General features: G+C 56.5%; 14 protein-coding genes. 9 read left to right on the forward strand and 5 right to left on the reverse strand.

All coding sequences use genetic code 11. The features are described from left to right. Positions 1-46 precede the first annotated feature (46 nt). A complete protein-coding gene (ccsA, locus tag ABJK56_RS06790; RefSeq protein ID WP_347243909.1) occupies positions 47-3,028 on the forward strand; it encodes a cytochrome c biogenesis protein CcsA in 2,982 nt (993 codons plus the stop codon). A 102-nt stretch (positions 3,029-3,130) separates the two neighbouring features. On the opposite strand, the gene ABJK56_RS06795 is transcribed toward ccsA, so the two are convergent. Together ABJK56_RS06795 and aroC are read right to left on the reverse strand one after the other, a co-directional pair. Then, on the reverse strand, positions 3,131-4,696 hold the full coding sequence (locus tag ABJK56_RS06795) for a hypothetical protein (protein ID WP_347243910.1): 1,566 nt from the start codon (positions 4,694-4,696) through the stop codon (positions 3,131-3,133). 50 nt (positions 4,697-4,746) lie between these two features. After that, positions 4,747-5,922, reverse strand: a complete 1,176-nt coding sequence (gene aroC, locus ABJK56_RS06800; RefSeq protein WP_347243911.1) for a chorismate synthase — start codon at positions 5,920-5,922, stop codon at positions 4,747-4,749. Positions 5,923-6,396: 474 nt separating this feature from the next. On the opposite strand from aroC, the gene ABJK56_RS06805 reads away from it, so the two are divergent. Beyond that, the gene (locus ABJK56_RS06805; RefSeq protein WP_347243912.1) at positions 6,397-6,819 is read left to right on the forward strand and encodes a DUF2784 domain-containing protein; all 423 of its coding nucleotides are present in this window, start codon (positions 6,397-6,399) and stop codon (positions 6,817-6,819) included. A 35-nt stretch (positions 6,820-6,854) separates the two neighbouring features. Here the strand turns inward: ABJK56_RS06805 and ABJK56_RS06810 are convergent, their stop codons facing one another. Next, positions 6,855-8,402, reverse strand: coding sequence for a class I SAM-dependent methyltransferase (locus tag ABJK56_RS06810; RefSeq protein ID WP_347243913.1), 1,548 nt, complete (start codon positions 8,400-8,402; stop codon positions 6,855-6,857). Positions 8,403-8,777: 375 nt separating this feature from the next. On the opposite strand from ABJK56_RS06810, the gene ABJK56_RS06815 reads away from it, so the two are divergent. After that, positions 8,778-9,392 (forward strand): cytochrome c oxidase assembly factor Coa1 family protein, encoded by a 615-nt coding sequence (locus ABJK56_RS06815; RefSeq protein ID WP_347243914.1) that lies wholly within the window; start codon positions 8,778-8,780, stop codon positions 9,390-9,392. A 74-nt stretch (positions 9,393-9,466) separates the two neighbouring features. On the opposite strand, the gene glgA is transcribed toward ABJK56_RS06815, so the two are convergent. Beyond that, on the reverse strand, positions 9,467-10,939 hold the full coding sequence (gene glgA / locus ABJK56_RS06820) for a glycogen synthase GlgA (RefSeq protein ID WP_347243915.1): 1,473 nt from the start codon (positions 10,937-10,939) through the stop codon (positions 9,467-9,469). An 841-nt stretch (positions 10,940-11,780) separates the two neighbouring features. On the opposite strand from glgA, the gene ABJK56_RS06825 reads away from it, so the two are divergent. From ABJK56_RS06825 to ABJK56_RS06840, 4 genes are all read left to right on the forward strand, one after another. Continuing rightward, a complete protein-coding gene (locus ABJK56_RS06825) occupies positions 11,781-14,465 on the forward strand; it encodes a serine protease (protein ID WP_347243916.1) in 2,685 nt (894 codons plus the stop codon). 314 nt (positions 14,466-14,779) lie between these two features. Next, positions 14,780-15,742 carry a histone deacetylase gene (locus ABJK56_RS06830; protein ID WP_347243917.1) on the forward strand — a complete coding sequence of 321 codons (963 nt, stop codon included), beginning with the start codon at positions 14,780-14,782 and terminating at the stop codon, positions 15,740-15,742. A 30-nt stretch (positions 15,743-15,772) separates the two neighbouring features. Next, positions 15,773-17,275, forward strand: coding sequence for a sugar ABC transporter ATP-binding protein (locus ABJK56_RS06835; RefSeq protein WP_347243918.1), 1,503 nt, complete (start codon positions 15,773-15,775; stop codon positions 17,273-17,275). A 104-nt stretch (positions 17,276-17,379) separates the two neighbouring features. Beyond that, positions 17,380-18,387 carry an ABC transporter permease gene (locus ABJK56_RS06840; RefSeq protein WP_347243919.1) on the forward strand — a complete coding sequence of 336 codons (1,008 nt, stop codon included), beginning with the start codon at positions 17,380-17,382 and terminating at the stop codon, positions 18,385-18,387. A 10-nt stretch (positions 18,388-18,397) separates the two neighbouring features. On the opposite strand, the gene ABJK56_RS06845 is transcribed toward ABJK56_RS06840, so the two are convergent. Then, positions 18,398-19,822: an MFS transporter gene (locus ABJK56_RS06845; protein WP_347243920.1), complete on the reverse strand. Its 1,425-nt coding sequence runs from the start codon at positions 19,820-19,822 to the stop codon at positions 18,398-18,400. Between the two features lie 368 nt (positions 19,823-20,190). Here ABJK56_RS06845 and ABJK56_RS06850 point away from each other — a divergent pair, with 368 nt between their 5' ends. Together ABJK56_RS06850 and ABJK56_RS06855 are read left to right on the forward strand one after the other, a co-directional pair. After that, positions 20,191-21,450, forward strand: coding sequence for a cysteine desulfurase-like protein (locus ABJK56_RS06850; protein ID WP_347243921.1), 1,260 nt, complete (start codon positions 20,191-20,193; stop codon positions 21,448-21,450). A 58-nt stretch (positions 21,451-21,508) separates the two neighbouring features. Further along, on the forward strand, positions 21,509-22,321 hold the full coding sequence (locus tag ABJK56_RS06855) for a class I SAM-dependent methyltransferase (RefSeq protein WP_347243922.1): 813 nt from the start codon (positions 21,509-21,511) through the stop codon (positions 22,319-22,321). Positions 22,322-22,337 lie beyond the last annotated feature (16 nt).

Raw genomic sequence — 22,337 nt, forward strand, 5'->3', positions numbered from 1 at the left:
CAAATCACTCGGGAATGGTTGGATGACCCTCCAGGAGGCTGTTCGAATGAAAAAACAGGCATCCTTGGCTAGTTTTGCTGGCGCCTTGCTTCTGGGTCTGGTGGTGGCTCTGCTGAATCAGCCGGCCCAAGGGGATGAACCGGCAGCAATCGACTGGTCGGTGTGGCAGAAATTACCCCTGTTCGAAGACGGGCGTATCAAGCCGATGGATACGTTTGCCCGGCGAGTTGTGGAAAAAATCACGGGTCGACCCAATCCAACGTTGGCGCCGCCGGCCGGGGCGTCCAGCAACGAAGCGGTGCAAAAACTGTTTCCCGAGGGTCGTCCTAGGACCTGGTCGGCACCCGAATTGGTGTTTAGCTGGTTAGTCGAACCGGAAAAGTGGGAGAATATTCCTTTCCTTGCGGCAACGCATGAAACGTTACGAAGTGAGTTGCTGGAGGTACCTTTAACGGACGAGTCTGGACATCGCCTCAAATATGTTACTCCGCAAGACGTAGAGAGGTCGATCGCGTTTGAAAACTATTTGCGCGATTTAAGCCGTCGTCGCAAAGAGGTCGAAGATCGTGGTGGGCGTTTTCGAATGACAGGGTTAGATCTGCATGTTGCGAGGTTGTGGGACGCTTATGCCACGTATCGCCTATTGACATTCATCCCCCGACCAGACTCCCGCGTCGGTTTCCCGCCGCCAATCAAGGTTGTGCATCCGGTTCCACGACGACTGGAGCGTCTTGTTGATCTTTGGCAGAGCGTGCAGCCGCAGATCACGCAACTGGCAGAGATGGGGGCTCTTCGGCTCGGCGCGGAGACTGGAAGCGCGGAATCAACTGATGAGTCTGCTCGGGAAAGCAAAGAGTCTCCACAGTTTGTGGAGGAAGTCGCGAAAGAGTTTGCAGCGTTGGGCAACTCGATTGACACAATTTCCGTGGGTGAGCTTGATCGTCGCGTGGCAAGCCTCCAACCAAAAGTGCGGCGGATCGCCATGGAGGTGGAATCTCTGCGACATCGGGCGTTTCAAGTCAATGTACGCAGTGATGGCGATGCGCAGCGGCTGGATTCGCTCCGCAGTCAATTGCGCTTACTGGCGAGTCGCGTGCATGACGTCGCCCAGGAATTGGAAGCCTTGGAGCCGATGATCTACGATACGGGAAGTGTACCGAATGTGCTTCCGGCCATGATTCCGGCATGCCTCTCCACGGAGACCCAAACCGGAGAACCGGTGTCGCCTTGGTTGAGTTTGTGGGCAGTACTCTATGGGTCGCCCGACGTGCTTCGCGGGTACGATATGGGGAAAGTCAACCAGGCCCGACAGTGGTTCGAAAAAGCGGCGGCCGCGTACCGATCTCATGATCCGGCACAGGCAGATAACGTTTCGCAGAGTCTGGCCCAGTTTGCCGCGATTTTGGGGGATCTCGGACGCTCGATCGAGTCGGAACGTCGAAATCTCCCCGTGGATGAAGCTCATCGCGATTTGCTTGCACAAACGGCGTATCCTCCTCCCGGCTACACGAATCTGGAGGTGTTCTATAATGCCTTCGACCCATTCCACTGGGCGTGGATCACAAATCTGTGTGCGTTTGGAATTCTGCTAATAGGGATTGGCCGGGCGCGCCGCGTGTCTCTGTTTGTGGGGCTGGGTGTGCTGGTGCTGGCGCAGATAATCACGGCTGTGGGATTTGGAATGCGGGTGGCGATTTCCGGTTGGGCACCCGTAACGAACATGTTCGAGTCGATTGTTTTTGTCTCGTTCGTTATCGGGATTCTGGGGATCTGGTTCGTTGTCCAACCGGTGTTAGGGGAAGCTGTGCGCCGCGCGTGGAGTTTCGTCTCCCTGCCCTTTGAACCTTTGGTACACGTGACGCCGGATGAAAAACTGGGTTCCGGGGCTAGCGGTAAAACAATTAAAGCGGCGATTTTCGCAGGACGGCTCATCCTCGGTGGGATGCTGTTCTACTATTTGGCGGTTGTCCCGTACGACGTGGGCAAGAGCCGCGCCGTATTCGACCTCGTGCCTGAGATCACGCGATCCCTCGGCAGCCCGTCGCTCGCCTCAGTACTCATGAATGTCCTGGGGTGGCTGGTGGGAATATGCATTCTTCTGTGCATCGTGTGGTTGGTACCACGCTTCTGTGCGACTGTCGCCGTCGCCGCAGTCTCCACAATTCCCGCGGCTTTTCGAGGTCCCGACTTACGTGGAAAAGTTGATCACGCGGTGCAGCGGTCACCGTTCGCGCTGGCCGCGGCCGGTCTAGCGTTTCTGACTACCGTCATTGCATACTTTTCACCGGTTTGGGACAAGGGCATCGAAGCCCTTCAACCCGTGCTGCGGGATCGCCTCTGGTTGTTTGCCCACGTTTTGACGGTCACGGCGGGGTATGGTGCCGGACTCCTTGCGTGGGGAATCGGAAACATCGCCCTGGGCTACTATCTGTTTGGGCGTTACCAATACCTCAAGCCAGGAGAACGTCGCCTGAAAGGAGAGCGCCATCGCGCACAGGGTGGAACGGCCACGACGGCCACTTTTGTCGAAGCGCCGGAGCCCTGTTACACCCTTGCCCAGTACATCTACAAATGTGTGCAGGTGGCGGTCATTCTGCTGACTGCTGGCACAATCCTGGGAGGAGTTTGGGCAGATCGTGCCTGGGGTCGATTCTGGGGCTGGGACCCGAAAGAAGTGTGGGCGCTGATTTCCATTCTGGTTTACATGGCGCTCCTGCACGGTAGGTACGCTGGCTGGGTGAATACCTTCGGGATGGCTGCTGGCTCCGTGTTCGGCATGATCTCGGTGGTTTGGGCCTGGTACGGCACGAATTTCCTCATGCCGGCAGGACTCCATGCCTACGCAGGGGAAGGCAGCGGTGGCGGTCTCTATGTGGTGGCGGCCTTCACCGCAAACCTAGTCTTCGTAGGTTTGGCCTGGGTGAGGTACCGCCGAGAAACATACCGGGGAGAAGCGATGCCGCAGACGAGGATACCCTCCGCCGGTGAACAGCAACGGACGCCAAACCAGGTTGGGGCCGTCTCCTGAAGCTAGCAAGTTGTTGCACTCACAGCGGAAAGCCGCGGGCACCGGCCGCTCTGGCGGCCATGCAAAAAGTTTCTTCGCTGGTCGGTCGTTTCTGTTGCCTGTTCATCGTTCCCAAGATGACCCGGAGTTTCCCGGCATCATCACTACCTGTTGCAAAACCAAACTCCACGGGATTCGTGAACCGAGTACCTCGCTAGTGAGGGCGAGAACTGGAAGACCTTGCCAGCGGGCAATGACCCATAGGCTATCGCTCTCCGCGGACGGGAAAAGTTGAAAGCCGTCCGCGTCCCAAACTACTCGAAGATCGAAACAATCGAACGGAATGATGTCACCAGCGGACGCGCTATCGCTCTCATCCTTCCTGAATTGTTGCTCTTCATCGATTATGAACGAGGATAGCGCTCGTGCGTATCCTGCGCCTTGATTTTGGTCCGCCTCGGCACGCGCGAGAGGTATCTCATACTCGGCGAAGCGGAAGCCACTCGACCAGGAGGAACTTTCATCAAAAATCGACGGGGTTGAGAACCACCATTTGAGGAGCCTCCGTGTTGTGATCGTCTGGCTGCTTCTCAGCGATCCAGCCTCAAGGTGGATGAGGTAATCACCGGAAATGAACCTGTCGTTGATTGCTTCCCATCGAATGATTTTCATCCTGCCCGTCTCGTGAGAGACCTCCCCCAGCATGCCGAGGATGCCCAGGGATGCCTCCCGCCATGTCATCTCCCCTGTAACATTGACGTGCCATTGAGTTTTGCCCGGGCTATCCAGGGTACCGGTGCTCACAATGGTTCCCAAGAAGCTCGATTCGCGCGACGGTAGCATTTGACCAACAGCTAGTGCTACGGTTGGGCTCTGAAAACGGCGCGACTGACCATCTTTCGCTAACCGACAGTGCAAGTGGGCGGTGGAGACGGATATGGGAAGCCATGTCTCGACAAGTGACAATGGGAGAGATACATTGACCGCGAGACGTTCGGAAATTCCGTCTGGCGTTCTCTGGAGACTCCATTCAAGGATTGATTTATTGTGAGTGGTCATGGTCTGTGAATCGGACGCGTCCGTGAGATCGGGGGCTGGTGCGCCCGCTACGCCGACACGACCACAGCTCTCGAATAATCGGACCTCAATCCTGGACAGGGCAGGTTCAAGGTCGGCCTCGAGCCGTCCAGTCCAAATCGGGGTGCCCGCAAGCTGGAAAATTGTTTCACTTCCGTTCCCGTGTCGTGCTTGCTGGCTTCGTCCATTCTGGATGAGCAGTTCTTCGCACGACAGGGAAACTCGCCGATGGTGCGATATCAATACGAAAATTCGGTCTTCCAGTTTCTGCCGCAGAAAACTCAGACCGTCGCAGGTTATCACCCCATTTTCGATAAGCCAGAATTCTTGGTCGGAGTAGGAACTCAGCGTGAGACTGGTTGCCTGAAAAACGGGGACTTGTGTACCTGGGTAAACGAGACGCACATTCTTCAACCGCAGGATGCCCGGCCGCGGATGTTCCACTGCTTCAATGTGAAGATTTGTACCGAAGAGTAGGGCAAGCCGATCGGCTGACGGCAGGCGGGTGGACACCGTCTTGGTCATCCACGCACTGCCGCAAATGATGAGGGTAGGAATCACCCAAATGAAAAGAAGGCTCGTCGCCGGCAACTTTTTGAGGAGAGTGTTCATGATCGGCCTCCTTGCCGTGACGCGTCCCTAACACTTTGAAACTGCAACGTTTATTGATCAGGAGCCTCCACGCGCTTTTCCAGTTGCAGCCGCTCGCGGACCATTTTCTCAAAGAGTTGCATGCGCTGATGGATTTCCTCAATATGGTCGCCACCAAACTTTTCGATCACGGCGGCGGCGATTTCGAATGCCACGACGTTTTCCACGATGACGCTGGCAGCGGAAATCGCGCAGACATCGCTCCGCTCGTAGGCGGCCTGCTCCGGCTGTTTGGTACGCAGGTTGACTGACTCCAAAGGCCGAGCCAGGGTGCTGATCGGTTTCATGGCGGCGCGGATGACCAACGGTTGACCATTGGTCATGCCCGCTTCAAGGCCTCCCGCATTATTGGTCGGCCTGACAAACCCAAAGCACCGTTCATGGATTCGCGCGGGATCAAAGAGGATGGGGTCGTGCACTTCCGACCCAAAGCGACGGGCGGCTTCGAAGCCCAGTCCGATCTCCACACCCTTGATCGCCTGAATGGCCATGACCGCTGCGGCCAGTCGACCGTCCAATTTCCGATCCCACTGCGCATGGGTGCCCAACCCGAAAGGGAGATTTTCCACACGGACCTCCACGATTCCCCCGAGCGTGTCCCCCCGTTTCTGACAGGCATCAATCAGTTGTTTGGCCTCGGGGTCCTTTTCCGGGGAAAGGGAATATAGTTCACTTACGTCCCGGAGAGCCCGAAGTTCTGCCAGTGTCCCCGTACGCGGGGGCAGTTGCACTGGTCCAATCTGAACGACGTAACCCAAAACGTCGATTTCAAGGGCGGTAAGGAGCTGGCGGGCGAGGGCGCCTGCCGCGACACGCGCCACTGTTTCCCGGGCACTTGCCCGCTCGAGAATCCCCCGGATGGAGGAGTGGTACTTGATACTCCCGCTGAGATCGCCGTGGCCGGGCCGAGGTCTATCCAGGTCCTCCATTTTCTCAATTTTGTAATCCCGGTTTGGAACCCAAATGGCGATCGGGCTGCCCAGGGTGATCCCGCGCCACGTCCCGCTAAGTATCTCTGCTTCGTCTTTCTCGATACGCTGCCGTCCGCCGCGGCCATATCCTCCTTGCCGCCGGGCGAGTTCCCTGTTGATAACGCCTATATCGATCGATATCCCGGCGGGGAAGCCATCCACGAGGGCCAGGATTCCTTTACCATGAGATTCACCCGCAGTCCAGTACCTTAGCATGGTGACTTTCGTGCTAATGTTTGTCGCTGTTATGCTGAAAGAAAGGCGAACTGACGAGATTGTACTGTCTCGTCAATCTGCGTCATTGTTGTGTCTTGCCCAAGTTACAAGCCGCACAGGTTGGTAGCAATGCGATCTTGAGAGCCAAAATTGCCTCATTGCCAGCATTTTATCCGAAACAGCACTGAAGTCCCAGGCCAAACGACCCGCCCACCGCAGCATCTCGGATAAAGCGGAGCTAGAAAGCTTTCCCCTCGGCCGTTTACCCCAGAAATGGGAATAATTGCCCACGCTCCCGTGTCGGATTAAATAGCAGGCGGCCTCGATAGCCGACTGCGATTATCGGTGTACTTTAAGCCCCATTGACCCAGGATCTTTACGGACAGCCGAAAGGGTTCTCCGTCAACAGAGAAGGGTACCGGCGAAGCAGCTCACTAATCGGCAGACGCTAACAGGGCGCGGAGACAGTTCACGATGGCGATTTATGGCTATCTTGCCGACCTTGTTGTAACATTGCATCTGGCTTATGTGCTCACGGTGATCGTTTTGCTCGTCCTTATTCCGGTCGGCAAGTTTTTGAGGTGGCGCTGGGTGAGGTGGTTTTGGTTGCGGATCATCCATTTATTGATGATCGGAGTCGTGGCCTTTCAGGCGTGGATCGGAGTCATCTGTCCCCTCACACATTTGGAGAACTATCTTCGCTCCCTCGCCGGACAGGAAACATATTCCGGAACATTTGTCGGTCGGTTGGTGGAGTCACTCCTCTACTATGAATGTCCGAGTTGGGTCTTCGTGGTTGCTTACACGTGCGTGGCACTTCTAACGGCGCTCACGCTCATCTTCGTCCCGCCAACCGTACCGGGGTGGCTGTGTCTTTCCAAATCGCGCCCCTCGTGAGGCAGCGAACTTCGAAGGACGCTCCATTTTTCCCATCACGAACGCGGCATTTTTATCGCAATGATCGCCGCATAAGATCGGCTGGAAAAGGTTCCCCCAGAAACCGCGAACGTTTCTACACTTGTCTGCTGGCAACTCCCACGCAACAGCCTCTCGATCGCCTGAAGACTGAGGGCCTGTCCCCACGGTGTTTGTGGACAAAGCCGTCCTTTTGTCGCCGGTTCGATAAGAAGGAGACGGCCACCGGGGCGGAGAATCCGTATTACCTCGCGAAGAACCTGATCGGGTAACAGCACATCGGCCAGAGTGTCCACCATAAGCACCCCGTGGAATGCCCTCTCCGACACTGGGACGCGAAGAAGGCTTCCTTCAATCGTTTTGATCCCTCTTGGCACCTGCTCGAGAGCTTCGGGCAAAAAATCAATCCCGACCCAGCGCAATTGGGGAAACCAGCTTGCCAAGTACCGCAAATAACGGCCGGTCCCGCAGCCGAGATCGGCCACGAGTGAGCCCGAAGGTAACCCCTGGGCCCAAGTCCTCGCTTTTTGCAGGCGAGGGTCTGAACTGTCCAAGGGGACCTCTTCGCGAAGCTTGGCGTGTGCAGCGCATCGGACACGCCAAAGTGTGGCATCTAAATAGTATTTAAGCGCGAGTGGGTCTTCTTCCTGATCCCTGTTTGTCCCAGCGTTTACGGTGGTCGGGAGCGATCCCTGCGGGGTCAGGTGACGCTGCATAAACCGCATCGCGTTCTCACCTCGCGTTTGATTGTACAAACGGAACCAAACGATCGACGCTTGGGCCACTGTGGATAGGTGCACCACTCGCTGGCCTTCACGCTCCGGGAGCGCCCCGGAAGCCAGTTGGAGTCGGTCCACTTTCTCCACCAGCGCAAGCGCGTCCTGGCGACGGCTCCACTCTAGGTAAAGGAATGCGCGGCGTACAAGAGCGCCTGTTGTTTCCGGTTGGTTGTGCCGGTGTCCATGAGTCAACCAGTAGTCAATTGCACGGAGGGCTGCCGTGGTCCAGTCGGTGTCAGGCCAGCGACGTCCCGCGCGGAGAAGCGGGGTGAGATCGGGCGGTTCGCGAAAAGGGCCGTCGCCTTCGTAGTTCCAGCTTCTCGTCTTGGGTGGAAGGATGCGCCCCTCTCCCCCAATCCATTGCCGAAGGAACTGGGCAGCTTTTTGCGCACAGAATTCAAATTGAGCCAGTTCCGGCAGACAGGCGAGCCACGCCCGAAGGGCTGCCGCCGTTACTGTGAAGACTGCTTCCGGCGCCCGAGATTCTGACACCGAGCCGTCTGAAAGCTGGCGCGCTTCGAGCCACCTGGCCATTCGCCAGGCGGCTTCCCGTTGCCCGTACTCCATGAGCGTCTCGGTGGCAAGGCCGGCTAACGTAACTACGGTAGGGGGAGCAGTCGTTCGATCTGCCCATTGCTGGCAATGGTGGTGAAGCCTCTCGAGGCTTGTGCCCACTGTCACCCCCCGACCGCCAAGCCAGGCGACTAGTCGCCCCAACCAGTTGGCGCGACGGTCAGTCCTGTCGACCGCCGCGGGCAAAGCTTCCCGATAATCGCCGTTGGCCATCGCAACATCCACATCCATTAACGGGCGTTATGCACGGCAGGCGCGCCAGAAACCGTACTCTGATGAACCCTGTGCCAGAGTTCTCCCAATTTGCTGCCATTGTACCCAGCCGGAGTAAGCACAGTCACAATTTGAGCATTCCGACCCGGCGGCCAAGACTCATATGACGCCTGCCGGCTCCTACGGAATTGCATTCTCGGTTGGCAGGAATGGCCTGAGACTGGACCCTAGCCGCCCTCTCCGGTCAGTTTCTGATCAATCACTTTTTTGCCAAATTGGTCTTTGCGCAGTCCTCTTGGATGCATATGATAAACACAGCCAATGGTAGTCACAATCGACGAAACCCGCACGGTTCCTGCCAGGGAAAGAAGGACCATGAACAACTGGCAGACTGAACAGGAAACCCCTCTGGAGGGGCACGACACTCGCGAAGGCCAAGCGAGAAGCTGGATTAGGCGTCTGGCCCTTGCCGTAATTCTGGTCTTGACTGCCGTTGCAGCACTGGTGGTTGTTATTCTGACGCTGCTTGCCCGACTTGGTGGCGAGCCGCTCCACCTGGCTTTGGAGGCGCTGCGAAAAGATCAGGCGGTGGTGGCCCGTTTGGGCGAGCCGATCGAGATGGCAAGTTGGTTTCCGGTGGGAAGTGTCAGGGTCAGCGGCGATCGAGGGAATGCCAACTTAACCTTCCGAGTTAAGGGTTCGCGAGAAAAAGCGCTGGTCAACGTTATCGCCCAAAGAATTGCAGGAAAGTGGGGGCTCACCACTCTGGAGGTGACGTATTCGAACGGCGAGCGGCAGTCGGTTGATGTAAGTGGGCTGGGGGATTCCGAACTTGATGCTCCTAAGTGGACACCCCCGTCTCATCCGCGCGCCAGCTTAGAGGAGCCAGCTCAGGGCGATCAATCTTCGGCACTCGAAAAATCTGCACCCGATACTCCGGTTACTGCGCCATCTTTAGACATTAAGATTCCCGAGCCACCGCAAAAGTAGCGTTTTCCGGAACGGGACACGCGAATCGCTCGCACTTCCGGAATCGGGAGGGGGCGAAAATCGCGTTGTGGCTTTCAATCGCCACGAATCCGCCGCAGCGTGGCCTCGTACATCTCAACGTATTTCGGTGCACTGCGGGCCCAAGACCAGTCCTGCCTCATACCGGTGAGCACGAGTTGTCGCCAAATCTCGGGCTGCCGGTAGGCCTGGCATGCCCGCTTCAGGGTCTCGGCGAGGGCCTGAGGACTTTCTTCGGCGAAGCTGAAACCGTTGGCGGTACCGTTTGCCAGCGTTTCGGGGCGGCAATCTACGATGGTGTCTGCCAATCCGCCGATCGCCCGCAGCACCGGCACAGTGCCATATTTAAGGGCCTGAAGCTGCGCCAGACCACACGGTTCAAAGCGGCTGGGCATTAGAAACATGTCGGCCCCCCCTTGGATACGGTGGGCCAGTGGAAGATTGAACTCGAAAATGACGGAAAGCTTATCGGGATATCGATCGGCCAGTTCACGGAAGGCCGCCTCAAGCTGACTGTCGCCTGTTCCCAAAATGACCCATTGTGTGTCCGTTTGCTCAAGCCACTCGGGGAGGATGCTTGCCACCAGGTCGAATCCCTTTTGATGGGTGAGCCGTCCAATCATCGCAATGAGCGGGACGTGGGGACGTGAGGGCAACCCCACTTCGCTTTGGAGTGTTGTCTTGCAGAACGGTTTCTGCTGCCATACAGTCTGCTCGTCGTAGCGGGTAGGAAGATGAGGATCTGTTGCGGGATTCCAAACCGTGTAGTCGATCCCGTTGAGAATTCCCCACAGAACGTCCCGCCGACTTTGAATGACTCCCTCCAATCCCGCTCCGAATTCGGGTGTTTGGATCTCCTGCGCGTAGCGAGGGCTGACGGTGCTAATAGCATCAGCAAAGACGATTCCTGTTTTCAGAAGATTAAGCTGGCCATACGCCTCCATCTGCTGCCAGTTGAAGTATTTCCAGTCCAGACCGGTCAAGAGCATATCCCAGTGCCAGAATCGTCCCTGATAGGCCATGTTATGGATGGTGAAAACGCTGCCCATCGACCGGTAGAGCGGGGACGAGGCATATTCGATCTTCAGATAAGCGGGAACTAGGCCAGTCTGCCAATCATGGGCGTGGATGATATCGGGATAAAAATCCAGGAGTCGGATGGCTTCCAGAGTGGCTCGCGAAAAGAATACGAACCGCTCGCAGTTGTCCGCGTAATCCTGCCCGTGAACACTGTATAAAGCGTCTCGATCGTAATAGTAATCCTGCTGGACAAAATAAAATGTAACCGATTCTGAACGGTGCTCAAGCAGCCTGCCCGACACCGTCTTACTCCCCACAGCCACGATGAATTCCACGTTCAGCGGTCGGATTTCCCGCCCGACGTACCACACGCATCGGTAGGCTGGAAGAATCACGCGCACGTCGTGGCCGAGGTCCGCGAGAGCAAACGGCAAACTGCCGCATACATCGCCCAGTCCGCCGGTAGTGGCAAAGGGTACAGCTTCACTGCTGGTGAACAAAATCTTCACAGGACTGACCTCCCGGTACAAATTAATTGGCAACCCGAGAAGGGCGGTCACAGGCTCCGGCTAGCCGCGGTGGAACATCGTATTCCTAGGGTCATCCCGATTGCTACGCACAATACCAGTTAGGGGTTCCCTATTAGTTTAGCTCACTCGGCTGTGTGAGGTGGCTTAAAAACATCCTAGCTTTCCTCGGAACGGAGTTGTTTACGGTGTGACTACGAATAAAAAATTAAACCGGCCGACAAAGCCTGCAGACTGCGCATTTACATGCAAGGCACCCGTACAGGACGCGGTTGTCTGGAATACCTGTCACGAGGTTGCGGGTGCCCACGGACCCGCCAGCATAGGTGAAGCAATTGTGTCGGTCTTATCAAAAAGGGCGAGCAAATGAATTGTCGGCGTTGAGGGTACGGTGAAAACCGTGACTGACGTAGCGAGTGCACGGAGGCTCGATCAAAAATTTCGGAAACCTTTCCAGTGCTCCGAATCATTGATGAAGGGGCGTCATATCGCCCCGCGTTCCCGCCAAAGGATGGCTCTTTTCCTCCGCTCACGGCTGTGGAGGAGCACGGATGCCGCAGGGATGGCGAACCTTTGAATGAAACACCACGTGCGGCACACCGGCTCGATCATCGAGCGATGTCTCGGCCGGCGCAAAACACCGCTTGTTGAGCGCGACCGCAGTTAGGGTCCCGTGTTCGCGCCAGGGTTCTGCCACAGTTGGTCGCACCAAGCCAAGTAACCTAGTTGGCTATGTCCCAATGTGAAGGGTCGTAGATCGTGCGGGATCGGGTTTCCGAGATCGTTCGAGCATTCTGGTAAACTTTGGAATGTCGGACTCGATGTGAAAGCACAGCGTGCAACCGCCTACCTGTTGATCGCCATTTTGACCTTCGCAGGATGGGGTCGTTCCGCGTTAGGTTGGTTCTGGAATACCGGAACCCCTGCCACCCCCCATCCAGCGGTCGCCCGAGTGATTGCTCTCGACACCCGTGGTGCTTCGCTCGGCACTGGGACGCTCGTGGCGGTCAACGAGTATCACGGACTGGTGGTTACCAATTGGCACGTCGTGCGGGATGCTCGGGGAAGCATTCTTGTCCAATTCCCTGATGGATTCGCGTCACCGGCCACCGTCCTCAAGGTGGATCGGGATTGGGATCTGGCAGCGCTCGCCATTTGGCGCCCCCGCGCAAAGCCGGTGCCGATTGCGGTTGACCCGCCCAGGCCGGGCGACGTCCTCATGATCGCTGGGTACGGACAGGGGGATTATCGCGTTTCTTATGGGCCATGCACGCAGTACCTCTCGCCCAGCCCTGGTTTGCCTGCTGAACTGGTGGAACTTCGTGCAACGGCCCGGCAGGGAGACTCAGGAGGACCGATTTTCAACGCTCGGGGAGAGTTAGCCGGTGTTCTTTTTGGATCGGGCTTCACAGAAACCATGGGAGCCTACTGTGGTCGAGTACGCAGTTTTCTTTTTCCCCTCAAGGAAACATTTGACAAGTTGCCGCCCCCCGATTCATTGTTGCTCGCGGCGAATGCCCTAGGACCGCCGGGTCGAACCCCCGCTGGCGGTTTGGCGCCTCTGCAGGGGCAAAGCCTCATTCCGGCTGAGCCAGCCTCGTCTGTTGGATCACCCCCAGTGACTCTTCCCCTCACAGCTTCAGACAACGCCACAGCACGTGTGCCAGAAGCCACATCCAGCGGAACCAGAACACCTGGCTCTTCCCAGGCTTCCTGGTCCGGATCCTCCCCAACCCAACCCTCACCCGCAAATAGGAATTTTGGAAGTTCTCGGACGGATCAGGGAGCTCGTGGGTACGCAGCCAGCGATGTCAGCGCTTGGCGGCCGGCAGAAACGGTAGCCGACCCTCAAGACAAAGGCAAGCTTGCCGCTGGTGCGTATTCTTCCAGTGCGGTACCAAATGACGCTGCATCTTTTGGATTTGGTTCCGGTGCGGCTGGAGCCTCCAGCGTGTCCGGCTATTCGATTGGAAAGAGTGGCGCCCCCCAAACATATTCCGGCCTTAGCGATGGTTATGCTAGTTCTCAAACGGGAAAAGACATTCGTAGCGATTCTGCGGACTATGATGGGCTGAACGCTTCCAGGGATTCTGTGGCGATGGAAAGCGGTGCTCGGGGGAAATACGAGCGAGGGTCGACAAATCATCGCGCGGGAAATATCCAAGATTTTTACGCGAAAAGTGACGACTCGGGGGCACGTGCGCCCGGAAAATTTGACACCACAAGCGATACTACGACGCAGACAGTTGGGTCCCAGCGCGGAGGTGAAACCGGGCGACGGCCGTACGAGGCCTGGGATTACTGGTCGAGTAAACCCTACGAGTCTGCGGAAGATCCGTACGCGGAGCGGAAAAGCCTTGCTACATGGACGGCTGATTCGGAAAAAACTTCATCGAGCACGCGAAATAACTACGGGCAGGAGTCTCGCGAGGATCGCCGCCAGCACGGAACGGCAACCGCGAGTATCAACACGCAGTCAGGCGGTGCGGGTTTTTCGAGGAAAAGTGAAGATGCCGCCACTGGAAAAGGTGCTTGGAGCTCTCACCCGTTAAATCAGGGGAACGATGGTGAAAAAGAATCGCCGGCTGGCGACCTTTCGCACACTATTGAAACCAGAGAAGAAACTGGGCAATACGGCACTTCGGAGTCCAGTTGGGGTTACAAGCCCATCCCAGTCTACGACGCTGAACCAACTTTCGTGGCCACTCGGTCGCCGTCTGACAGTTCCCATTTGGACAGTTCAGACCGGGCCAGGAGCGGACGTCCCGGGCTGAGTCGTTCAGAGACACATTCAGAAACCCACCTTTCCCAGTCCTCCGCGTCCCTTGGATCGCCCGGCGAGGAGTACAACGATAGAAAAGAAACAGGGACCTCTCGTGAACAGAGATGGTCAGGGAGTGGGGAATCCGGATACAGGAATGCCGAAGATCACCGAGAAGAGCAGAGCGACTTTTCCTCGTCCGGGTCTAAGCGGAACGACATGCATTCGGTCGGCGAGACCGATACAACGGGGGGAGATAGCCAAAGCGGTCTTAAAACATCCGACGACACAAGCCAATCCAGGCGACTCGGCGACGGCTACTGGCCAACGGCTCCTACGGGTGAGCGGCGTTCGCCTTCAGGGGGCAAGGGGAATGAAAAGGTGAAGAACAGCAAAACATATGAGCAGACCTCGACCAAGGAGTTTTCGGATGGCGACCTAGCAACCAGTTCCAGAACCACCACTTCGGGCGGGACGAGTCTTGATTCGAAGTCTGCAGAGAATGTGGGCCCGGTCGATAATACCGCAGCAAAAGGCGGACAGCCGAGCGCAGCAGGGAATAAAATCAACGTGGGGTGGGAAACAATGATCGGGGTTTTCGGTCTGCTTGTCCTGTTCGTTCAGAGCATGCGCTGGTTAAGCCTACTCTATGATCGAAGCTATTACCGACGACGGACCTACCGAACGACCCGGCGAAGGACAACCTGGCCTCCTCCGCCCCCGGCTGGCTACCGTTGGTATTATTAACCCGCGCACTTTCCCGGAACGACAGGTGCTCTCACAGCACGGCCGAAAGCTCCTCTCCGCCGATGTTCTCACATATAGGTTGGCGTTTTCCCTTGGAAATCCGTTCATGTAGAGCTTGGTTTGTGCCTTGCAGAGGCATGAGTTGGGAGACCGGGAAAAGCTCATAGGAGAGTGAACCCTTGTTGATGGACGGCGACGGCTTTGAGACAATCACATTTCTAATAGGTATTGTGTACTTTGACAGGACGATTGTGCCCACGGGCGGAATACAGCTCGGGGTGCGGGCGTAATTTACGAACATTTGGTCATTCCGCATGACTCTTCTGTACTACGATCCTATTTTTCTGCAGCACGAAACAGGGACGCATCCAGAACGGGCGGACCGAATTGGGGGTGCTTTGGAGTGCTTCGAAGCGAAGAATTTACTTTCTCGATGCACCCGACCTCAATTTGAGCCTGTCTCGAGGAGCCGACTCACCCTTATCCATTCGCCGCGATACATCGACGAAGTCTGGGCGATTGCCAAATCTGGCGGCGGTGACCTAGATCATGACACCATTTGCAGTCCCGCTTCTTACGATGTTGCACTGACAGCAGTTGGGGCCGTATGCGACGCTGTGGAACGGGTGGTCAAGGGAGAAGATCGCCGGGCCTTTTGTTTGGTCCGTCCTCCAGGCCATCATGCCCTCCGAGAGCGAGCGATGGGCTTTTGCATCTTCAACAACATTGCGGTGGCGGCTGCTGTGGCCGTATGGGAACTGGGGCTGGAATCGGTGCTGATTGTGGATTGGGACATCCACCACGGAAACGGGACACAGGCAGCTTTCTGGGAAGATCCCCGGGTGGGATTCCTCTCCATCCACCGATATCCTTTCTATCCTGGTACAGGTGCGGCCGACGAAATTGGCGAGGGAGCTGGACGCGGCTATACAAAGAATATTCCCGTTTCATATGGAATATCGCGCCGTGAGTACTTCGCCGCCCTGGAATTAGCTCTCGACGAATTTGCCGCTTTCGTAAAACCGCAATTGGTGTTGCTGAGCGCCGGATTTGACACGCACCGGCTGGATCCCATCGGCAATCTGGGGTTGGAGACCGAAGATTTCGGCCCCCTCACAGCGCTGGTCCTGGACGTGGCAGACACCTACGCGGAAGGTCGTTTTGTGAGCGTTCTAGAAGGTGGCTATAATCGCCTGGTCATGCCCGACTGCCTCGCCGTCCACCTTGAGGAGTTAGTACACCGGGATGAAAAAGATAAGCGGCCCACCAATTCTTGACGCCTATCACGTCACAATCGCTAATGCACCATGACGTCGATTACTCGGGAACCTGTTCTCGAATGCCGTCGCATTGGTAAGCGTTTCGGTGGCATTGTCGCCCTGGAAAATGTTGATTTCGACCTCTATCCGGGCGAGGTCCATGGGGTTGTAGGGAGCAACGGGGCCGGAAAAAGCACTCTCATGAAGATCCTGGCGGGGGCTCTGGCCGATTATGACGGCGAGATTTCCGTGGCCGGCGAGCCAGTTAGAATCAGCAGCCCACAGACGGCGTTTCACTTGGGCATCGCCATGGTGTACCAGGAGTTCTCGGGCATTGGCCAACTTTCTGTAGCCGAAAACCTTTTCCTCGGGCGACAGCCGCTCAACCGCTTGGGGCTGGTAAATTGGCCGTTGATGCGGCAAAAGGCCCGCGAGTATTTAGGGGAACTGGGACTACAGCTCGATGTCGATCGGCGGCTGGATGCATACCCACTCGTCGTCAGACAAATGGTGGAAATTGCACGGGCGGCCCATCGTGGGGCCCGCATCCTTATTATGGATGAACCCACCAGTGCTTTGAGTCCTCCGGAAGTGGAACGGCTTTTCGAATTGATCAAGAGGTTTAAACAAAGAGGGGTGGCTGTTGTCTTTATCAGCCACTTTTTGGAGGATGTTCTGACGATTTCTGATAGGATCACGGTCTTGCGGGAAGGACGACGTGTCCTGACGCTTCCCCGCGAAGAATTGACCAAGCACAAACTGGTGGAAGCGATGATTGGGCGCGGGGTCTCAGTTGGCTCTGAACGGGAAGAATGGGCCGACCTTCCTCCACGCACGCTGGCACCACCAGTGCTTATCGTGGAGAAGCTCACACTGCCGGGAATTTTCGAGGACGTCAATTTGGCCGTTGCGCCCGGGGAGATCCTCGGGCTTTACGGATTTGTCGGTGCAGGTCATCAGGATCTGGTCCAGGCTTTGGGCGGCGCTCTGGCACCACGTTCCGGGAGAATCATCCTCGGGGGACGTACGCTCCCGCTGGGCAAACCCCAAAAGGCAGTTCGCGCGGGGATGGTTCTTGTAACTGCCGATCGAGCTGCGGGGCTGTTTCTCCGGGGGGAGGTCTACAAGAACGTCACCATCGCCCATCTTCGTCACGCCGTGGGAAACTGGGTGACTTTCGCCAAAGAACTGCGAGCGGTCCAACCCGTGCTGAAACAGGTGGGATGTCGGCCGGCAGATCCTTTGCTTAAGGTGGAACACCTATCCGGTGGGAATCAGCAAAAGGTGGTATTTGCCAAATGGTTGCTGGGTCCGGTTCGTGTGCTGCTTCTGGAGGAACCCACGCGCGGTATGGATATCGCTGCAAAAGCGGAAGTGATGCAATTGGTCGAACAGCTTGCGGCACAGGGGACGGCCGTCATTTTGGCGTCTACGGAGCCGGAACTCATCCTGGCTCATTCCCATCGCGTGATGGTTATGAGTCGCGGAAGAGTGACCGCTGAATGGTCGGGATGTCGGGTGGAAAAGGGCCACCTGCTGAGGGCGGCCTGACCCTGTGAGAACAACATTCCTGAAACCTGCCAGTCCACACGCAAGGTTGCATCACGGTGAAAGCGCAAAACTCTCTGAGGGAACACAGCAGTAGGATTTCGGCGATGACGGCGTTTGCAAAGGGATTCAAATTCCGCTGGGAACCGCAGGATATCGCGCCGGTGGCGTCGCTTTTGGCACTGGTTCTCTTTTTTGGAATCGCCGCCCCCGGTTTTCTTCGGCTCTCGACCTTGGTGACCGCCTTGCAGCAAGGCGCGGTGCTGGCCATTGTTAGCACGGGCTTAACGTTTGTCCTTTTGGCCGCGGAAATCGATCTGGCTGTCGGATCAATGGCCTTGTGGACGGCCTGTTTATGTGGATGGCTTTATCAATCGTGGGCCACACAAACTGCAGAGGGACGTTTTGTAGCGTCGGCCGAAATCGTTATAGCCGTCCTCATCCTGCCATTATGCACGAGCCTCTTGCTGGGAATCCTTTCCGGTGTCTTGACAGTCAAATCGCGACTGCCGAGCTTTATCATCACGTTGGCCATGATGTTCATCTCCCAGGGAGCCGCGCGGTACATCACCCGCGGGCAAGCCTTTCGGGTACCGGCCCTGCTGGGGGATATTGGAAATCGAGGCATCGAACATGAGGGGTTGACCGTCATCCCCTACAGTGCCCTTTTGGCGGCTGCCATCATGACCGTGGGACATGTGGTCCTCCAGTACACGCGATTCGGCCGATACGTGTACATGACTGGGGGAAACCGCCAGGCAGCGCGGTTGGCAGGGGTACCAACAGGCCTGGTCGTCACAGCGTGTCTGGCTATTTCGGCGGTCACCGCTGGTATCGGCGGCCTGGTCAATGCAGGGCGCATGACGAGTGTGACCCTCGATCAAAATCAGGATCTTCTCCTCAGTGCTCTGGCATGTATCGTCCTCGGGGGAACGAGTCTTTTTGGGGGTGAAGGCGGGATTGGCAAGACCCTCGTGGGTGTCGCTACATTTACGGTGCTCAATATCGGACTCAACTCGATTCGGCTGGACGATTTTGCCCGCCCCTTTGTGATGGGTGTGGTGCTAATGGCGGCATTCCTTCTCAATGCGGCGCTTGCCCGCCGACAGCCGTAGAAAAATACCCTTAGAAAACCGACAGAGTTGATGAAGGCGTGGCCAGAGACTGCGCCGCGGATCGCCTAATCAGTTCCATGGACACGATGAGCAGCAGCACCGCCAAAATGAAAGGGCCAGCCGGGAGGAAAACCCTCACCTGAAATGCGAGGAGCACTCCCACGATCCGCGCGATGGCACTCAGACTGTTGGCGATTCCGAAAACGCGCCCCTGGTGATCCGCATCCACGCGGCGGGAAATGAGGGATTGTACGGCGGGTATGACGAAGGCCATTCCGGCTGCGACAACGCCACTGGCAATGACCACCACTCGTCCAGCCCATTCGGCGTTTAGTGCGATGAGCGGGAAAAAACGCGCAATCTGTGGCTGTTGCACAGCAGCGCTAATTGCGAGAAAACCAGCTAGTGCTGCCCACAGTCCGATATTTGCAAGCGTTTTTTCCGACAATCGAAGACTGAGCCGACGCACGAGGAAACCCTGCGTCAGCGTCTGGATCAACCCAATGAGAACGAAGACCCACAAGATCTGTCGGCTGAGATGCAGCGTGGCCGAATTTCCGTTTAATTGCCAGAGATCGGCCAGGGTGACGGAAAGCGTAGCTTCGAACCCCGAGAGTGCAAAAACGATCAAAAACCCGGTGAGCAGCAACGCCGCAAGTACCGATTTCGCAAAGAGTTCCTGCCAAATTTTGCGATTGAAAAGTAGGTGCCACTCAGCGTGTGATCGGTTAACGTCTTCCTGAGAGAGTTGAGCAATGCCGTAACGGAGTCGAGGGAGCGATTCTCGCAAAAATAACAGAGCGATGAAAAGAGCTGTCGCCGAAAAGCCCGCCCCCATGAATCCCGGCAGGGTACTCAGCGCCGCCTGCTTGCCAGGAGCCACCGACATAGCGAGGGCGCCAAGAAGGGGACCAAACGTGAACCCCAATCCAAACGCAGCACCGATCACTGCCATGCCGCTTGCCCGATATTGTGCTTTCGTGACATCTGCAATGTAAGCCTGAGCGGTAGAGATCGTTGCCCCCATGATACCCCCTCCAATCCGCGCCAAAAACATTAGCCAGAGGGAGCTCCACGCACAGGCCAGGCCGAAAAGGGTGTAGCACAACGTGGAGCCGGCTAGTCCGACCAGCAGAATCGGACGCCTACCGATTTTATCGGAGAGACTCCCCCACAGCGGGCTGAATAGGAACTGCATTAAAGAAAAACTCGTCATCAAGAAACCGAGAAGCACGCCCTGCGTTGTCGGACTGTAGCCGACCATGAGGTGCTCGGCGTAAACCGGCAAAAGGGGCAGAACGAGTCCAAAGCCCAGCAAATCCACAAAGACAACGAGAAACACAATGCCGATGCCCACGCGATCGCCGGCCTGGAAACGGGGAGAGACTTCGTTCAGGGGAGGCTCCTTTTTTTGTTCAGTCGTTGCAGATTTCACGGTGGACCTCAACAATCTTCTCAATACGACGGCTTTTAACAAAAACTTAGAAACACTGCCTCAGTGGACACACAGTTCCCCGGTTGGAAACCTGGCCATCGAACCTTCATCGACAGACACCGCGGTTCCTTTTCGCGTGGGTGGTCAACCCATCATCGAAAAATCTTCGCGAGGATCCCGCCTCTTGGATGCTGGTGCCCGGCACGTCCGAATTGCCCGGTGACGGCCAATGGCAATGTGTGATGCTTTGGTCATGCCGCTCGAATCCGGCTGGTTGGAAACTCTTATCGTGTATTGTTCGCCGCTCACCGGTGGGAGACAATTGCTCAATACACTTCGTCCTGGCGAAAAAGGGAGGTTCCACAGTTATGACTCAAAGACCGGTTGAACATCTGGACGTTACGGAGTGTCGGCGGCAGTTTCCAGCCCTCTTCCGCAAGCACGGTGGGCTCCCCGTCGTGTACTTTGACGGTGCTGCGGGCACGCAGGTCCCCCATCATGTAGTCGACGCCGTGTGCCGATACCTTGTCGAAACGAATGCCAATCGGCACGGTGTGTTTCCCACGAGTCAGGATACGGATCGGGTCATTGAGGAGGCGCAGCAGGCCCTGGCCGACTTCCTTGGCACCGATGACCCGCAAACTGTCATTTTCGGCCCCAATATGACCAGCTTGACCTTTGCGCTGTCGCGGGCGCTGATGAAAACCTGGAAACCGGGAGACGAGATTGTGCTCACTCGACTGGAGCATGACGCAAATTTCACGCCGTGGATTCTTGCCGCGCGAGAGGTGGGAGTGGTTCCGCGTATCGTTGATATCCATCCCGAGGATTGCTCGCTGAACCTGGAAGATCTGTCGAGACAATTGTCTCAAAAAACGCGATTGGTGGCTGTGACATGTGCTTCAAATGCGGTGGGAACGATCACGCCGGTGGTTGAAATCGTCAAACTGGCCCATCAGGTCGGGGCCATGGTCTTTCTCGACGCTGTGCACCTCGCACCGCATCGCCGGATCAACGTGAAAGCCTGGGATTGCGATTTCCTGGTATGCTCGGGCTACAAGTTTTTTGGGCCGCACGTGGGGGTGCTTTGGGGAAAGCGAGAGTGGCTGGTGTCGCTGCCCGCGGACAAAGTGCGTCCTGCTCCAGACGATATTCCAGACCGTTGGATGACGGGCACGCAGAATCATGAGGGAATCGCTGGGCTTTGCGCCGCGGTGGACTATCTCGCAGAGATCGGGAAATCTGTGGCTCCCGAGGTAATGACTCGGCGTGAGGCGCTCGACGCCTGTTTCCAGGCCATCCAGGCTCACGAAGAGACACTGGCCCGGGAAATGATCGAAGGACTTCAGGAGTTGCCGGACGTGCGGATTTGGGGAATCACTGAGCGGGAAAGGCTGCAGCAGCGGCTGCCGACCATCGGCATCACCCATGCCCGTTTCTCACCGCGGGAGTTGGCTGAGTTTCTCACGACTCGGGGTATTTTTACCTGGCATGGGAATTTCTATGCGCTTCCTTTAACGGAGAGGTTAGGCCTGGAACCCGAGGGCCTGCTGCGCATCTCGATGGTCCATTACAATACCATGGATGAGGTGCACCGGGTCCTCGCCGCCATACGAGAGCTTGATTAGCCGGTATTCCCAGTTTGGATGACTTCTTGCCGAAACCGGGGTGGACAGATTGTGTATTATGACGCTCAAAAACGCAACCAGTTGGTCTTCAATGGAAACGATTCGTGGTAATATTTACGACTATCCCAAGTATTATGACGTTTTATTCGGTGCAGATTGTCAGGCGGAGATCAAGTTCTTGCGGGCCTGCTTTGAACGTTATGCGCAAATTCCCGTTCGTCGCGTCTTCGAACCAGCATGCGGAACCGGACGCCTCCTCATCCGTTTCGCACGACAGGGATTTGATGTCGCAGGTTTGGATATCAATCCCAAGGCGGTAGCATTTTGCAATAAGCGTCTCAATCGGTATGGCTATCCCGCAACGGTTTGGGTTGGAGATATGACAAACTTCCGGGTGAGACGAAAATTTGATGCCGCCTTTAATACCATCAATAGCTTTCGCCATTTACCCGATGACCGAGCGGCTAAATCCCATCTTCAATGTATGCGGCAGGCTATTCGAAAAGGGGGACTTTATGTCCTCGGGTTTCACCTGACCCCCAATCGGCCGCCGACCTGCACAGAGGAGGCCTGGGTGGCACGGAAGGGGCACCTTCAGGTCAACTCCTGGATGAAAACCGTCTACCTCGATCGGGAGCATCGTAAAGAACGGGTTTATCTCCAATTCGATGTTTATACTCCCAGCCGTAGCCTTCGAATTGCCGACGAGTTCATCTTTCGCACTTACGACCGTTGCCAGTTTTTACGCCTATTAAAGAAAGCGGGTGGGTGGGAAGTTGTAGCCACCTACGACTTTGCCTACCGCATTGACGACCCAATTGTTGTGGACGACCAAACAGAAGACGTTGTATTTGTCCTACGTGCTGTCTAAGTGACCGTGCGGTTAG

Origin of the sequence: Thermogutta sp., from assembly GCF_039793925.1 — a bacterium.
Lineage (GTDB): Bacteria > Planctomycetota > Planctomycetia > Pirellulales > Thermoguttaceae > Thermogutta.

What these genes read in the sequence shown, in the direction of transcription:
- ccsA (WP_347243909.1), top strand. Translation starts at nt 47, where the DNA reads ATGAAAAAACAGGCATCCTTGGCTAGTTTTGCTGGCGCCTTGCTTCTG.
- ABJK56_RS06795 (WP_347243910.1), bottom strand. Translation starts at nt 4,696, where the DNA reads ATGAACACTCTCCTCAAAAAGTTGCCGGCGACGAGCCTTCTTTTCATT.
- aroC (WP_347243911.1), bottom strand. Translation starts at nt 5,922, where the DNA reads ATGCTAAGGTACTGGACTGCGGGTGAATCTCATGGTAAAGGAATCCTG.
- ABJK56_RS06805 (WP_347243912.1), top strand. Translation starts at nt 6,397, where the DNA reads ATGGCGATTTATGGCTATCTTGCCGACCTTGTTGTAACATTGCATCTG.
- ABJK56_RS06810 (WP_347243913.1), bottom strand. Translation starts at nt 8,402, where the DNA reads ATGGCCAACGGCGATTATCGGGAAGCTTTGCCCGCGGCGGTCGACAGG.
- ABJK56_RS06815 (WP_347243914.1), top strand. Translation starts at nt 8,778, where the DNA reads ATGAACAACTGGCAGACTGAACAGGAAACCCCTCTGGAGGGGCACGAC.
- ABJK56_RS06830 (WP_347243917.1), top strand. Translation starts at nt 14,780, where the DNA reads ATGACTCTTCTGTACTACGATCCTATTTTTCTGCAGCACGAAACAGGG.
- ABJK56_RS06835 (WP_347243918.1), top strand. Translation starts at nt 15,773, where the DNA reads ATGACGTCGATTACTCGGGAACCTGTTCTCGAATGCCGTCGCATTGGT.
- ABJK56_RS06840 (WP_347243919.1), top strand. Translation starts at nt 17,380, where the DNA reads ATGACGGCGTTTGCAAAGGGATTCAAATTCCGCTGGGAACCGCAGGAT.
- ABJK56_RS06850 (WP_347243921.1), top strand. Translation starts at nt 20,191, where the DNA reads ATGACTCAAAGACCGGTTGAACATCTGGACGTTACGGAGTGTCGGCGG.
- ABJK56_RS06855 (WP_347243922.1), top strand. Translation starts at nt 21,509, where the DNA reads ATGACGCTCAAAAACGCAACCAGTTGGTCTTCAATGGAAACGATTCGT.